This is a genomic window from Duganella sp. GW821-FHT01E12 (assembly GCF_059422325.1).
This window is the reverse complement of sequence record NZ_JBWKWR010000007.1, coordinates 197,083-212,818: the sequence shown is the minus strand read 5'-3', so window position 1 is coordinate 212,818 and position 15,736 is coordinate 197,083. Positions and strand designations below refer to the sequence as shown.

At 63.4% G+C, this 15,736-nt stretch carries 9 protein-coding genes, 1 tRNA gene and 1 pseudogene; 8 read left to right on the top strand and 3 right to left on the bottom strand.

Annotated features, from left to right (window positions below):
- Window positions 1-2 precede the first annotated feature (2 nt).
- From AC07WS_RS20345 to AC07WS_RS20315, 7 genes are all read left to right on the top strand, one after another.
- Window positions 3-335, top strand: a complete 333-nt coding sequence (locus AC07WS_RS20345; protein ID WP_494730837.1) for a DUF2818 family protein — start codon at window positions 3-5, stop codon at window positions 333-335.
- A 15-nt stretch (window positions 336-350) separates the two neighbouring features.
- Complete coding sequence (locus tag AC07WS_RS20340) at window positions 351-8,657, top strand: discoidin domain-containing protein (RefSeq protein WP_494730836.1); 8,307 nt, start codon at window positions 351-353, stop codon at window positions 8,655-8,657.
- A 122-nt stretch (window positions 8,658-8,779) separates the two neighbouring features.
- Complete coding sequence (locus AC07WS_RS20335) at window positions 8,780-9,157, top strand: DUF2946 family protein (RefSeq protein ID WP_494730835.1); 378 nt, start codon at window positions 8,780-8,782, stop codon at window positions 9,155-9,157.
- Window positions 9,158-9,257: 100 nt separating this feature from the next.
- Window positions 9,258-11,570, top strand: coding sequence for a TonB-dependent receptor (locus tag AC07WS_RS20330; protein WP_494730834.1), 2,313 nt, complete (start codon window positions 9,258-9,260; stop codon window positions 11,568-11,570).
- A 22-nt stretch (window positions 11,571-11,592) separates the two neighbouring features.
- Window positions 11,593-12,801, top strand: coding sequence for a sialidase family protein (locus AC07WS_RS20325; RefSeq protein ID WP_494730833.1), 1,209 nt, complete (start codon window positions 11,593-11,595; stop codon window positions 12,799-12,801).
- Window positions 12,802-12,891: 90 nt separating this feature from the next.
- Entirely contained in the window at window positions 12,892-13,281 is a 390-nt protein-coding gene (locus AC07WS_RS20320; protein ID WP_494730832.1) for a TlpA family protein disulfide reductase, read from the top strand.
- Between the two features lie 66 nt (window positions 13,282-13,347).
- Complete coding sequence (locus AC07WS_RS20315; protein WP_494730831.1) at window positions 13,348-14,052, top strand: DJ-1/PfpI family protein; 705 nt, start codon at window positions 13,348-13,350, stop codon at window positions 14,050-14,052.
- A gap of 80 nt (window positions 14,053-14,132) precedes the next feature.
- Here the strand turns inward: AC07WS_RS20315 and AC07WS_RS20310 are convergent.
- Window positions 14,133-14,357, bottom strand: a pseudogene (locus tag AC07WS_RS20310) (IS3 family transposase); the annotation flags it as partial.
- Between the two features lie 104 nt (window positions 14,358-14,461).
- On the opposite strand from AC07WS_RS20310, the gene AC07WS_RS20305 reads away from it, so the two are divergent.
- Window positions 14,462-14,830, top strand: coding sequence for an ORF6N domain-containing protein (locus AC07WS_RS20305; protein WP_494730830.1), 369 nt, complete (start codon window positions 14,462-14,464; stop codon window positions 14,828-14,830).
- Window positions 14,831-14,846: 16 nt separating this feature from the next.
- On the opposite strand, the gene AC07WS_RS20300 is transcribed toward AC07WS_RS20305, so the two are convergent.
- Together AC07WS_RS20300 and dnaQ are read right to left on the bottom strand one after the other, a co-directional pair.
- Window positions 14,847-14,921, bottom strand: a tRNA-Val gene (locus tag AC07WS_RS20300).
- 70 nt (window positions 14,922-14,991) lie between these two features.
- Window positions 14,992-15,708, bottom strand: a complete 717-nt coding sequence (dnaQ, locus tag AC07WS_RS20295; RefSeq protein WP_494730829.1) for a DNA polymerase III subunit epsilon — start codon at window positions 15,706-15,708, stop codon at window positions 14,992-14,994.
- Between the last annotated feature and the right edge of the window lie 28 nt (window positions 15,709-15,736).

Sequence of the window (15,736 nt, the reverse complement as noted above, 5' to 3'; positions counted from 1 at the left end):
TCGTGAATACCAGTTTAGCAGTCTGGATCAACCTGATACTGGCCGGCGCGCTGGCCAACCTACCGTTTGCCCGCGCGCTTGGCCGCCGTCTGTATGCGCCGCCGGCGCCCCTTCCCGCGCATTGGCTCGACACCTTTGCATGGCTGCTGTGCTACGGCATGTGGATGGGCATTGCCACGCTGTTGCAGACCAGCAGTGGCAGTGCGCCGCCGATGGGATGGGAAATTCGGGTCGTCACCCTGGCGCTGTTCGCTGTGCTGGCGTTTCCCGGCCTGGCCTGGCGCTATCTGCTGCCGCACAAACCGCAGGCGCGTAATAACACACATGGACAATAACAACATGGAGATAGCATGACTCAACTTGGCAAGAGCTGCTGGATAGGACGGCGATCGCTCCGGCTACTGATGGCGGCGCTGCTGGCACTCGGCGGATTCGCCGGCGCCGGCGCGCAAGGCGTGGCAGCACCGGTGTCGAATCGCGTCAACATCAATCTGGGCGAAACGCCTTGGCGCTATATCAAGGACGTCGATCCGCAAAACGCGATGGCGCCGGCCTTCGACGACAGCCGCTGGGCTGCAGTCGGCGTGCCGCAATCGCCCAGCGACCAGGATACTTTCCTCAATCTGGAAGCGGGTGGCAACGAAGGCCAGTTAACGGGCAATCTGAACTGGTACCGCAAGCATTTCAAGCTCGCGCCGGACTACGCGAACCGCAAGATCTTCGTCGAGTTCGAGGGCGCCCACGTTGGCGCCCAAGTCTACATCAACGGCAAATTCGTTCCCGGTAATAGCACGGTTAACCCCAACGCGACCCACGTGATCGGTTTTGTACCTTTCGTGGTCGACATCACCGACAGCGTTAAGTTCGACGGCAGCGACAACGTGCTGGCGGTGAAGGTAGCGCGCAACGACAAATTCTTCAAGTCGCCAGGTTTTTCCGGCGCCTTCCGCTTCGGCCAATCCGACGCCGGCTTGTTCCGGCCGGTGCGCATGCACATCACCGACCGGGTGCACATTCCGCAAAACGTCTACTCAGTGCTCAACACCTGGGGTACCCATGTGGCCACACTCAGCGCCGACGCCGCATCGGCGACCATTAAAGTGCGCACCAATGTGCTCAACGAGTATGCGGGCGACCAGCAGGTCACGCTGACCACGCAGATCGTCGATGCCGCCGGCAATGTCGTGGCGACCGCGCAGGAAAGTCGCGTTGCGCCGGCCAATGTACTGCCCGACCTGCATCCGATCGCCTTTGACCAGACGTTGACGGTCGCCTATCCTACGCTCTGGTATCCCAACAACAGCGTCTACGGCAAACCCTACTTGTACCACGTGCTGCACAGCGTGAGCATCGCCGGCAACGTGGTCGATGCCGTCAGCACGCCGCTGGGCATACGCACCATCTCGTGGGACCAGAATTTCCCGATCATCAACGGCCATCCTCATTATCTGTGGGGGGCGTCAGGCCGCTATGACTATCCCGCGCTCGGCTCGGCCATGCCTGCCGAACAGAAATGGCGTGACCTGCGCCTGCTGGCCAACGCTGGCGGCAGCTTGTACCGTCCCGGCCACTCCAGCGAAGGGCCTGAATTCCTCAATGCCGCCGACGCCTACGGCGTGATGGTGATCCAACCGTCGGGCGATGGCGAGAACAGCTTCGCCATCCTGTGCGACGCCGCCATCACCACCAACTGCACCAGCGCCGACAACGCGCTGCTCAAGCAGGAGTTGCACCGCGACGTGATCGTCAACGGCCGCAACAACCCCTCGGTGCTGGCTTGGGAGGCCGACAACGGCGCCACCGACACGGCTTTTGCCCAAAGTCTGAAAGCCCTGTCGCACGTCTGGGATCCCATCCAGCCGCGAGCCCAGTCCGACCGCACACCCAATCCAGCCAACGGCGACATCCTCGGATGCAGCCAGCAGGGTTGCGACATCCTGACCAAACGGGCCTTTCCCGACGTGCCGGCCTGGGGTTCGGAATACTGGGGCATGGGCGCCGCGCGCGCCGCTTACGACGTTGAGCTGGCCTTCGCCGCGCCGTACCTGAAGGACTGGAGCAACAGCGTGCGCGCCAAGTCCTTCGGCATTGCACACTGGTATCTGGCCGATACCCCGGGCGAGATCGAAACCCAGGTCGACGGCATGGCAGCGACCATGGTGCGCGGTAACGCCGCCTCCATGATGGACGGCAACCGGGAGCCCAGACTGCTGTACTACATCTACCAGGCCGCTTGGACGCCGTTCGACGTCAAGCCGGTGGTCAAGCTGGGCCACCACTGGAACCGCGCCGGTATGGTGCGCGTCAACGCCTTCAGCAACTGCCCGCTGGTCAGACTGCTGATCAACGGCCAACAACAGGGAGCCGACGTGGCACCCAATGCGCAGGACGCAGATCCCAGCGCCGACACCAGTCAGGCCACCACTCTGCTGCCGGCACAAGCGCACTGGGACGTGAACTGGCAGCCCGGCACCCTGACCGCCGATTGCCTCGACAATTTTGGCCACGTGGTCGCCAGCGACCAGCTGGTCACCGCTGGTCCCGCTGACCACCTGCTGCTGACGGTCGAGCCGGAACTGGTGAAGCCGGACGGTAATGCCTTTGTCCTGAGCGCCAACGGCAGCGACGCCGCCTTCGTCACTGCCACGGTAGTCGACGCCAACAACAATCGCGTGTTCGATGCCAAGCCGGTGCTGACCTTCAGCGTCAGCGGTCCTGGCACTTATCGCGGCGGCGCCGACCATGCGGTCAGCGCCGGCCAGCCTGCGGGCTTCCACGCTCCCGGCGATCCCAACTTGTCGGCCGAAGGCGGCATCGCCAAGGTCGCCGTCAAGACCCAGTTTGTGCCGGGCACGGTGACGGTCAGTGCGCATGCGGACCACCTGGGCGACGGCAGCGTCACCTTCGACGTGCAGCCATTAGCTAGCCCCGCGTACTACGACGGTGCGACACTGCAGGTCGCCGCGCCAGCGCCAAGCGAGCTGCAACTGGTGGCCCAGCCTATCGGCCAGTTGGTCGCGGTCGGACAGACCGCCCACTTCACCGTGCTGGTCTCAGGCACCGGTCCGCTGCGTTTCCAGTGGTTGAAAAACCAGCAGCCTATCGCCGGCGCCAACAGCTATGACTACACCACGCCCGTCTCTCAATTGGGCGACAATGGCGCGAGCTACAGCGTCCAGGTCAGCAATCAGGTCGCCGGCGTGACCTCCGACGGCGCCACGCTGACGGTGATGGCGCCCAGCGCTCCTTCCATTGTCACGCAACCCGCCGCGCAAAGCATCGCCAGCGGCCAGAGCGCCCAGTTCGCGGTCACGGCGGCGGGCTCCCCGGTGTTGAGCTATCAGTGGTTACGCAACGGTGTCACCATCCCCGGCGCCACCGACAGCGTCACCGCGACGCCAGCGATGCAGGCGGCCGACAGCGGTGTCGTCTACAGCGTCGTGGTGAGCAACGGCGTCGGCAGCGTCACCTCGACCGGTGCGGTGTTGACGGTGGGCGCGCCGATAGCGCCATCGATCATCAACGCACCGCGCAGCCAAAAGGTCTCGTCCGGCCAGGGTCTGAGCTTCAGTGTGCTGGCCAGTGGCTCCGCCCCGCTGCATTACCAGTGGCGGCGCGGCGCAGTGGCGGTCGGAAGCGACGACGCCAGCTATGTCATCGCCGCCGCACAGGCCAAGGATGCCGGCGACTACACCGTCATCGTCAGCAATGCCGCAGGCAGCGTGTCCAGCCTGGTTGCAACGCTCGACGTCAGCGGCGGCAGCGGCGTCAATTTCGCCGTCGGCGCCAGCGCGACATCGAGCAGCCGGCAGAACGACGCCAGTGCCGCGAACTATGCGATCGATGGTGACACATCCACCCGCTGGGCCTCGGCGCCGGGCGTTGATCCGTCCTGGATCGCGCTGGACCTGGGCGCGGTGCGCACCTTTAATCAAGTGACGCTGGTGTGGGAGAACGCCTATGGCTCCGCCTATCAGATCCAGACGTCCGACGACAACGCCAGCTGGAGCACGGTATATACGCAGGGTGTGGGTCACGGCGGCACCGAGACGCTGCATTTCCCTAGCGTCAGCGCACGCTACGTGCGTATGCTGGGTACCGCTCGCGCCACCGCCTATGGCTATTCGCTGTTCGAATTTGAAGTCCACGATGTGCCGCAATGCGGAGCCGGCGAGCGCTATGCGCTGCAAGGAGCGCTGTCTGGAGAGTACAGCTCCACGGTACCCGGCATTCCGTCCGGTCCCTTCGTGCCGACCGTGAAGGATAATCTTAGCCAGCTGGAATGGCAGCAGTACGTCACCACCTTCCAGCAACAAGGCGCGCAATTCACCCAACCTGTCGCCGCCCAATACTGCGCCTCGGTGGGCATGCGCCTGCCCACCCGCGCCGAAGCCATGACCATCGCCGGCGCCAACTATGCAGCCTGCGGCTTTCCCACACCCTGGGGCAGCTGGACCACGACGCCGGTGCCGAACGACCCAAGCAGCGCCTACTTCGCCTTCTCGAACGGCAACACGGTCGCCGGCATTATCGTCAACACGCCGGGGTGGGCCCTGTGCGTCCGCGGCGCCACCATCGCACCACCGGTGATCTCACTCCAGCCTGCTGACCAGAGCGCGCAGCAGGGCGACAGAGCCCAGTGGCGCGTCATGGTTGACGGCAACGGCCCGTTCAGCTACCAGTGGTACAAAAACGGCGCACCGGCCGGTGTCACCGCGAGCCCGCTGCTGATCACCCCACCACTCGGCGCCGACGACAACGGCGCCCGATACAGCGTGGTGATCAGCAACGGCGGCGGCAGCGTCACCAGCGCCGGCGCGACGCTGACCGTGACCGCACCGGTCAATAACAGCGGAGGCGACACCAATACGCCACCTCCGCAGCCATCGGGCCCCAGCGCCAACCTCGCCCTGGGCAGACACGTCAGCGCCAGCGGTTCGCAAGGCGACAGCGATTCGGCGGCTGCGGCGACGGATGGCAACGCAGGATCGCGCTGGTCTTCGGCATTCGCCGACCCGTCGTGGATCGCCGTCGATCTCGGCGCGGTCCAGACCATCGACCGCGTGGTACTGCGCTGGGAAGCGGCATACGGCGTGGCGTACCAGATCCAGGTGTCCGGCGACCAAAAGAGCTGGACTCCGGTATACACCCAAACCAGTGGTGTCGGCGGTGTGGAGGACATCCGATTCGCCGCCGTCAACGCCCGCTATGTGCGCATGTATGGCACCCGCCGTTCCAGCCAATACGGTTATTCGCTGTTCGAGTTCGAGGTGTACAACACCACCGCCACGCCGCAGTATGTGATATCGGCCAGCAGCGGCGCAAACGGAGCGCTGACGCCAGGCGGCGATACTGCGATTTACCAAGGTGGCAGCCAGGTTTACACCGTCGCCCCCGCACCCGGCTTCGCCGTCACCGGACTGACGGTCGATGGCAAGAGCCTGGGCATCCAAAGCACTTACACCTTCGACAACCTGCAAGCGCCGCACCGCATCAGCGCCACCTTCGGGCCACAAGCCGCCAGCATCAACCTGGCGCTGGGCCGCCCCACCGACTCCAGCGCGTTGGAAGATGATGGCCATCCCGCCTCCGCCGCCGTAGACGGTAAGGCCGATACGCGTTGGTCGTCAGCGCATGCCGACCCATCTTGGATGTCGATCGATCTGGGCTCGCCCCAGACTTTCAATCGTGTCGTCCTGCGTTGGGAAAACGCCTACGGTGCCGCCTATCAGATCCAGGTATCCGACGATATGCTTAACTGGAGTACGGTCTACACCCAGACCGCAGGTGTCGGCGGCATCGAGGACTTCGGCTTTGCACCAACGACGGCACGCTACATCCGGCTGTACGGCACCCAGCGCTCATCCCAATATGGCTACTCGCTGTATGAGTTCGAGCTATACAACAAGCCGGTTCCGCCGGCGATGATCTCACCGCCGGTCGACCAGCGCGTCAATGCCGGCCAGGACGCGACATTCATGATCGCTGCCAGCGGCACCGCACCACTGCACTACCAATGGCTGAAAAACGGCTTGCCGCTGGCGGTGACGGAGGCTCCGGCCTACACTATCGCCAGCACGACAGCGGCCGACGACGGCGTCGTGATCTCGGTGGTCGTTAGCAACGGTGCCGGCAGTGTCAGCAGCCAGGCGGCCAGGCTGACCGTCATCACGGCGCCAGTTGCGCCAGGCGGACAGGCCGGCGCAGGCACAGCGGGGGCAGGTGCCAGCGTCAACCTCGCATTCGGCAAGCGCGTAACCAGCAGCGGCGTGCAAGACCAAGGCTTCCATGACGCCGATGCGGTGGACGGCAACACCGGAACGCGCTGGTCGTCAGCCTTCATCGACCCGTCATGGATCGCCGTCGACCTAGGCGCTTCGCTCAGCTTCGACCGCGTGGTGCTGCGTTGGGAGGCGGCCTACGGCGCCGCATACCAGATCCAGGCATCGACCGACGGCCAGAACTGGGCCACGCTCTACTCCCAGGACAACGGCGCCGGCGGCACCGAAGATATCGCGCTGCCGATGACGACGGCGCGCTTTGTCCGCATGTACGGCACCAGGCGTTCGTCACAATACGGTTACTCCCTGTTGGAGTTCGAAATATATAACAGCACCGCGACGCCGCACTACACCATTGCGGCCAGCACCGGCGACCACGGCGCCGTCAGCCCCACCGGCAGCCAAGTGGCGCAAGGCGCCGGCCAGACATTCACCTTCACCCCGGCCACCGGCTATGCGGTCGCCTCGCTGCTTGTCGACGGCAAGGCCATCGCGCCGCGCGACCGCTACACTTTCGACAACGTAATCGCAGCGCATGCTATCGCAGCGACATTCGCGCCGGTCGCATCGACCACTAACCTGGCTCTGGGCCGCCCGGCCACCGCGAGCGGTGTGGAAAACGGCGACACTACCGCCGCCAACGCGGTCGACGGCAGGTCCGATACGCGTTGGGCTTCGACCTTCACGGATCCCTCCTGGCTGGCGGTGGACCTCGGTTCCGAGCTGGCATTCAATCGCATCTCGCTGCAATGGGAGGGGGCGTATGCCACGGAGTACCAAATCCAGACTTCGCACGACAATCAGACCTGGGCAACGGCATATTCGCAAGTGGCGGGAACCGGCGGACTCGAGACGTGTACCTTCGCGCAGGTGACCGCGCGCTACGTCCGCCTGTATGGTAGCCGGCGCTCGTCGCAGTATGGCTACTCGCTGTACGAGTTCGGCGTCTACAACGACGGCGACAGCGCTGCCACTCCGCCGCCGGTGGCTATCCTCACGCAGCCGTCCACCCAAACCGTGCTGCTGGATCAAAGCGCGGCGTTCACCATCGGTACCGCTGGCGCGGGCCCATATCACTACCAGTGGCGCAAGAATGGGGTCGACATCGGCGGCGCCACCCTAGCCGGCTACAACACGCCCCCAGTTACCACAAGCGACGACGGCGCGCAGTACGACGTCAAGGTGAGCGACGCCAGCGGTGCAAGTGCGACATCGAATGCGGCGGCCTTGATCGTCCGCCCCGCTCCGGCGTATACCGCGCGTCCCGGCGTGATCGGCGTCGATTTGCAGAACAATACCAAGGGCGCATTCCGCGACGACCAAGTGTATGTGGCCGTGATCGCGCGCGATCCGGCCACCGGCCAGTTCTCATGGCTGAAACCCGACGGCACCATCGTCGCCGCCTCGGCCGCCGACAATGAGGCCGGCGGCCACCTCAGCAAAAATGGCCAGAACTACAGCAACTACTTCTTCACGCTTGCCCAGAGCAAGCAGTTGACGCTGCCGAAGATGGATTCCGGCCGCGTGTTCGTCTCGCTGGGCGGGCCGATGTATATCAAGATCCTCAACGACGCCAACGGCAATGTGGGCTTCGCGGGACCGAATGTGCTCAATCCTACCGATCCTAACATCGACGTCAATTTCGACTGGTATGAGTTCAGCTACAACAATGCCGGCCTGTGGATCAACACGACCCAGGTCGACCAGTTCAGTTTCCCGCTGCTGTTGGACCTTTACGGCTCCGGCAACAGCGTGCATGCGCAGACCGGCATCAACCAGGACCGCGCAGCCCTCTTCAGCGCCTTCCTGGCCGAGACGCCGGCCGCCTTCCATCCGCCGCCCGGCGCCATTCGCATCCCGGCGCCGACCAACGGCAGTTTCGGCACAGGCCAGGCCAACGCCCACTATTTCGACGCCTATATCGATCAAGCGTGGAGTTATTACGGCGGCCATACCTTGTCGATGGACGTCGGTGCGCGCCGGTTCCAGGGCGGGGTGCGCGGCAACCAGCTGGTGCTGACCGAGCTAAACCTGAACAACGGCGCCTACGTGGGCGGCGACTACCTGGTCAGCAAGCCCAGCACGCAGGATGTGTTGAACGGCGCGGGAGCGCTAGCCAACGGCAACGGCACCGAACTGGCCATCGAAGCACAGGTCTGCGCGGCGTTCAACCGTCACGTCATGGAAGATGCGAGCCAGTGGAACACGCCGCCAGCTTGGTACGGCGGCGCGCCGGCCAATGCCTACGCGAAGTTCTGGCATGACCACGGCGTACGCGGATTGGCCTACGGCTTCCCATATGACGATGTGGCCAATCAAAGCTCGACCATCATGGCGGTGCAACCGGAGCACCTGATATTTGGCATCGGTTGGTAAGTTTCCGTCCTTCAGTCCAAGCCCGACCCCAGCGTCGGGCTTTTTTCATCTCCTCCGAAAACCCACTTAAAGAAGTAAATAAAATGCTTGTTAAAATACGGCTCGAAAACTATAATTAATGCATGGGTAATTTACTGAATAAGCAGGGGTTGATGTTCTGGATCGCGAGTCTTGCGCTCCTGTTCAACCTGGGCACCCCCACCCTGCTGCATGCGGTGCATGCCCAAGCCACGCCTGACGCAGCGCAGGATATTTGCCGCGCTCCCGGCAGCGTGGCTCCGCTCAAGCGCATACCCTCGGCGCCGGGCGGCGTCATGCAGATCGACGACTGCCAGCAATGTCCCGGACCGACGCCGCTGCCGCCGCTGCCATCGCTGAGGGCGCTGTCGACGCCAGTGCACGCCGGTCTGTCACGCACACGCCCGCTGCCGGGCCGCACGATAGTTTCCAGTCCACTTAGCCTCAAATCCAGCCCACGCGGGCCGCCGATCGCGGCCTGATACACCGTCCCATGTCGCAGAGCGTCCAGTTGGCCCCACCGGGGCCAGGGAAAAACTCGCCCCAAAAAAACATTGCAAAAAAAATGCTGAAGGATTTTCCATGTCGTCATCCACACACAACGTATCGTCCCGCCGCGTCGGCGGCATTCTCCTGCTAAGCGCCATGGCCCTGCAGGTGCAGCAGGCATGGGCTGAAGACGCGCCGGCGGCGCCCGCACAACTGGCTATGGTGACGATCAACGGCGGCCGCCCTACTTCGCTGCCGACCCAGATACCGACCACCATCGAAGGCATCACCGCCGCGCAACTCGAACAAACCATCAATGCCACCGATGCCGAGGATGCGCTCAAATACTTTCCCAGCCTGAACGTCCGCAAACGTTACATCGGCGACTACGACCATGCGGTGCTCGCCAGCCGCGCCTCGGGAACCGGCAACAGCGCCCGATCCTTGGTCTATGCGGACGGCATCTTGCTATCCAACCTACTCGGCAACGGCGCTGTCTATACCCCACGCTGGGGCCTGGTGACCCCGGATGAAATCGAACGCGTCGACGTGCTGTATGGTCCGTTCTCGGCGGCCTATCCTGGCAACTCGGTGGGCGCGGTGGTCGATTATCTGACCCGCATGCCAACTGCACTAGAGGTCCACGCCCGTGTTGCGGCCTTCGGCCAAGACTTCCGCCAGTACGCCACCGACCGCGACTTCCGCGGCCACAACGGCAGTGTCTCGGTCGGCGACCGCAGCGGCAAGCTGGCCTGGTGGCTCAGCTTGAGCCGGCTCGAAAACGACGGCCAGCCGATCGCCTTCGCCACCCGCCTGCTCACCGACGGCGTGGCCGGCGGCAAGGGCGGTACGCCGGTCAGCGGCGCCATCGCCGACCGCAATCCATCCAACCGCGACTGGCTGGTACTGGGCGCGACCAACCAGATCCACACTGTACAAGACCATGCCAAGGTCAAACTCAGCTACGATCTGACGCCGACGCTGCGCGCCAACTACACCTTGGGCTGGTGGAACAACGAGGCGGATCGCCACGCCGAGTCCTATCTGCGCGACGGCGCGGGCAACACCATCAGCAGCGGCCAGGTCAACATCGATGGCCGCCGGTACACCCTCACGCCGTCGGACTTCGCGCCGTCGAAGGGAGCGCTGGATCACTGGATGCAAGGGATGTCGCTGAAGAGCCACAGTAAAGGGGAATGGGACTGGGAACTGGCCGCCAGCGCCTACGACTACCACCGCGACCTGGTGCGTACGCCGACCGTGCTGACCGACGGCGCCCCCGGCGCCAAGGCCGGCACACTGACCGACATGAGCGGCAGCGGCTGGAACACACTGGCCGCCAAAGGCATCTGGCGCCCCAATCCCGACGGCAGCCACGTGGTCGATTTTGGTGTGCAACGGGACGCCTTCCGCCTGCGCACGCTGGTGTCGTCCAGCACCGACTGGAGCGGTGGCGGCGCCGCTGGTTTCCTGTCGCGCTACGACGGCGATACGCGCCTGGAGAGCGTGTATGCGCAGGACACCTGGCGCTTCGCAGACCAGTGGAAAACCACACTGGGTGGGCGACTGGAGCAATGGCATGCCTTCGACGGCGACATCGCCAATGCACAATCGGCCAAGCGCTTCGGCGAACGCCGCGACACCGCCTTCTCGCCGAAGCTGGCGCTGGCCCATGCACTGACCCAGGACTGGAACGTGCAGGCTTCGCTAGGCCGCGCAGTGCGATTCCCGACGGTCGCCGAGTTGTACCAGGGCGCCATCGTCGACGACACGCTGGTCAACAACGATCCCAATCTGAAAGCGGAAAAGTCCTGGACCGGCGAATTGACTGCCGAGCACCGGCTCGACAGCGGTTCGCTGCGCGCCACCTTGTTCCATGAACGCACCCGCGACGCCCTGTATTCGCAGAAAGACGTGACCGTCATTCCGAACGTGACCAACATCCAGAACATCGACCTGATACGCACCAGCGGACTGGAACTGGCGACGCAAGCCACCGACCTCCTGTGGCGTGGCTTCGACCTGAGCGGCAGCATTACCGCCACCCATTCGCGCATCATCGACAACACGCGCTTCCCTGCCAGCATCGGCAAGGAACAGCCACGCGTGCCGAGCCAACGCGCCACCCTGCTGGCGAGCTATCACCCTAACGACAACTGGTCCGCCACGTTGGGCGCGCGCTACAGCGGCAAGCAATACGGCACGCTCGACAACAGCGATCCAAACGGCTCCAGCTATACCGGCGTCAGTAGCTATTGCGTGACCGACGTGCGGCTGCGCTACCGGCTGGATCGGCAGTGGAGCGCGTCGGTCGGCATCGATAACCTGGGCAACAAACGCTACTGGGCCTACCACCCCTACACCCAGCGCACCCTGATCGCAGAACTGCAATTCGACCTGCGTTGATCCAACCAAACGGGAGTACCTTATGACACCGACCAAGAGCTTCACCCAATGGCTGCAAGGCCTGGGCCTGTCCACGCTGCTGCTGTGCGCAGTGACCGAGGCCCACGATCCGACAGCGCACACGACGCAGCACAAGGCATCGGACCTCGGCAGCGCCGTGGCGATGGACGCCCAGGGCCGCCTTTGGCTGGCCAGCAAGGCGACCACCGCCGACGGAGAACAGTTGGTGCTGCAATCCTCGGACGACCAGGGGCGCCACTGGACAACACCGCAGACGGTCAGCCACGAAACCGTGGTCGCCAGCGGCGATGAACGACCCCGTATCGCCTTTGGTGCACAAGGCCAGATCTACTTGAGCTACAGCCATCCGCTGGCCGCGCCGCACACCTCCGAATTGCGCTTCCTGCGCTCCGACGACGGCGGCCTCCACTTCAGCGGCGCCATCACGGTGCACCAGAACCACGACGTCATCACCCACGGCTTTGCGTCGATGGCGGTCGATCACGCTGGTCGTGTCTTCATCGCCTGGATCGATAAGCGCGACCAGCAGGCGGCACGGGCAAACGGCACCACCTACGCCGGTGCGGCGTTGTACTACGCCGTCTCGCAAGACGGCGGGCGCAGCTTCAAGGGCGACTACAAGATCACCGACCATGCCTGCGAATGCTGCCGCAGCGCGATCGCCACCGACGGCGCCGGCCAGCCGTTGCTGCTGTGGCGTCACGTCTTCGCGCCCAACATCCGCGATCATGCACTGACCATGCTGACACCGGACGGCAAACCGGCTGCGCCGCAGCGCGCCAGCTTCGACAATTGGACGCTCGACGCCTGCCCGCACCAAGGGCCGGCGCTGGCAATCGGGGAGGACGGCCGACGCCACCAGACCTGGTTCAGCGGCAACGCCGACGGCGGCGGCTTGTTCTACGCCAGCCAGAATTCCGACGGTGCACTGGGCACGCCAGAGAGGCTGGGCAGCGAGCAAGCCGCACATGCGGACGTCGCGGTGGCGGGTCGTCACATCGCCCTCGCGTGGACCCAGTTCAACGGTAGCGCCACTGAGCTGCTGAGCCGGAACTCCTACGACGGCGGTGCGACCTGGACCGAGCGCACGCTGTCGAGCACCACGAGCGACGCCGACCAGCCGCATCTGGCCAGTGGCCCGCGCGGTATCGTGCTGGTATGGCGCAGCCAGGAAAGCCGCATACAAACCTTTACGCTGGAGCCTACCTAAATGATCAGGCCTTTACTGTTGACGTTAGCGATCCTGGTTGCCGGCACGGCCAGCGCCAGTCCCCCGCCATTGTCATTCGAGAGCGACGGCATGACGCACATCCTGAACAGCGAGGCGGGCAAGCCCTTTGTGCTGATCATCTGGTCGCTCGATTGCAGCTATTGCCAGGCCAGCATCGCCAATCTGGCCGCGGCACAGCAACAGGACGATGGCCTGGAAGTCGTCACACTATCGACCGACGCCCTGTCACAGCCGGGCAATGCGGAAGCGATACGCGCGCGACTCGCACAACTAGGTATTCGCGGCGGCAGTTGGGCGTATGGCGACGCACCGGCCGCGCAACTGCGCTATGTGATTGATCCGAAATGGCGCGGTGAAACGCCGCGCAGCTACTGGTACAACCGTCACGGCGAGCGCATCGCTGTGCACTCCGGCCTGATTTCCACCGCCACCGCTCCCGCTGCGGAAGCGCTGCCCTGAGCGGCGCCCAAGCCGCACTGCTTCTTGAATAAATTGATATCAACCCACCATCATAGAAAGACAACCATGAATCAAACGACACCCTCCACACTAGAAATCGGTATGCTGATCTACCCAGGCATGACTGCACTCGACATGGTCGCTCCCCAATTGGTCTTTTCCAATTTGCCAGGCGCGCGGGTACATCTGGTCTGGAAGACGCTCGAGCCGGTATTGTCCGACAGCGGCATGACCATCCTGCCCACCTGCACGCTCGATCAGTGCCCTGCCAAGCTGGATGTCCTATTCGTCGGCGGCAGCAAGGCCGCCACCTGGCCCCTGCTGGAAGACAGGGAGATCACGACCTTCCTGACCGATCGCGGAACGCGCGCCACATGGATCACAAGTGTCTGTACTGGCTCACTATTGCTGGCCGCAGCGGGCCTGTTGCAGGGCTACCAGGCGACGTCGCATTGGGCCGTGCGCCCTCTGCTGGCGCAATTGGGGGCAACGCCGGTGGACGCGCGCGTGGTGCGGGACCGCAACCGCATCACCGGTGGCGGCGTGACGGCGGGGATGGACTTTGGCCTAACGCTGGCGGCACTACTCTGCGGCGAGCCATTCGCCAGAACGCTGCAACTGTTGGTGGAATATGACCCACAGCCGCCCTTCCCCGGTGGTCATCCTGATACCGCCGTGCCTGAAGTGCTGCAACTGGCGACCTCGCTATATGCCGAAGAGGTGGCAAAAGCCAGTGTGACCATCACCTCGCTGGCTCAGCACAAGGGCTAGCGCGCCAAGCCATTGGGCGATGAGATTCATCGCCCGTTTGAGTTGATCCGTTCGTGCGATGTCTGAATCGCCCCGGAAATTTAAGAGGCCGTTTGGTGTGAGTCCGGCGACCTCGCCTGCTCGGAAAGTTGTCGGCAGCGGTTTGCCTCAGCTTCGTCCGGCGGTATATAGCCGAACGGTTCGAGTAAGCGATGATGATTGAACCAGGTCATCCATTCCTGCGTCGCCAGTTCAACGGCCTCGCGCGTCCTCCAGGGACCGCTGGGATGTATGAGCTCCGCCTTGTGCAGGCCATTGAAGACCTCCCTCGTTAGAGGGTTACCGCCAGCTCCCGAAAAGCCCCAACGGGCTCCGTACTAACTCCGTACTCAGCCTCCAAATTTTCGTTGGCAAGGCCTTGATAAGCTACATGAGTCAAGACGAGCTGTATGGCGTGCCAACCAAACGACTCAACGAACAGGTCAAGCGCAACCAGGAGCGATTTCCGCCAACTTCGTGTTCCAGCTCACCACCGCCGAAAAAAGAGGTAGTTGCAAATCGCGGCCACTTCGCCAACCTAAAATTCTCGAAGACGCTGCCGCATGCCTTCACCGAGCACGGCGCCAAAATAATCCGGCGAGTACGCGCAGACGATAGTCGATTGAAAATGCGACCGAACAATCTACTGGATAACGCATACATTGCAGAAGAATACAAACAGGAAAAATTATCCGTACTTTCTCGCACTTTTCATGCCAACAAGAAAAAAGGCCCGCGTCAGATTGACGCAAGCCTTTGATTTTCTTGATAAATTCTGGTGGGAAGTGCAAGTTTCGAACTTGCGACCCCTGCAGTGTGAATGCAGTGCTCTACCCCTGAGCTAACCTCCCGAAGCGGGGCGAATTATCGCATACAACCTACCAGAAGGGGAAGGCCAAACACGAAAATTCTATTGATCTTTTATCCGGCGGCCGGCGGCGTGCTGATCGCGGTCCAGATGCACTGGCCTTTGACGGCCTTGTCCAGCCCCGCCAGCGTGGCCGCGTGGGCCGCCAGTTCGTCCTCCGACGCCGGCAGGAAGATGATGTCGGCCAGCGGCACCGGCTCCAGCAGCTCGGCGCCGGCCACCACTTCCTCTTCCGCATCCATGCCCAGGCTGTTCTGTCCGCGCGTCATCGACAGGTAGACGTCGGCCAGCAGCTCGGCATCGAGCAGCGCGCCGTGCAGCTTGCGGTGCGAGTTCGACACGCCATAGCGGTCGCACAGCGCGTCCAGCGAGTTGCGCTTGCCCGGGTGGAGTTCCTTGGCATGCACCAGCGTGTCGATCACGCCGCCGATGTGGCTGGAAAAATCGGGCAGGTTCAGCAGCTTGAATTCGTGATTCAGGAAACCCAGGTCGAACGGGGCGTTGTGGATGATGACTTCCGCGCCCTGGATGTAGGCGCGCAGCTCTTCGACGATCTGATGGAATTTCGGCTTATCGCTCAGGAACTCGGTGGTCAGGCCGTGGACGTTCAGCGCGCCCTCTTCCGAGTCCCGTTCCGGGTTGATGTAGACGTGGAAGTTATTCCCCGTCAGCATGCGGTTGTTCAGCTCCACGCAACCGATCTCGATGATGCGGTTGCCCAGCTTGGGGTTGATGCCGGTGGTTTCGGTATCGAGTACGATTTGGCGCATAGTGTTCTGTGGTGGCTACATCCGAACG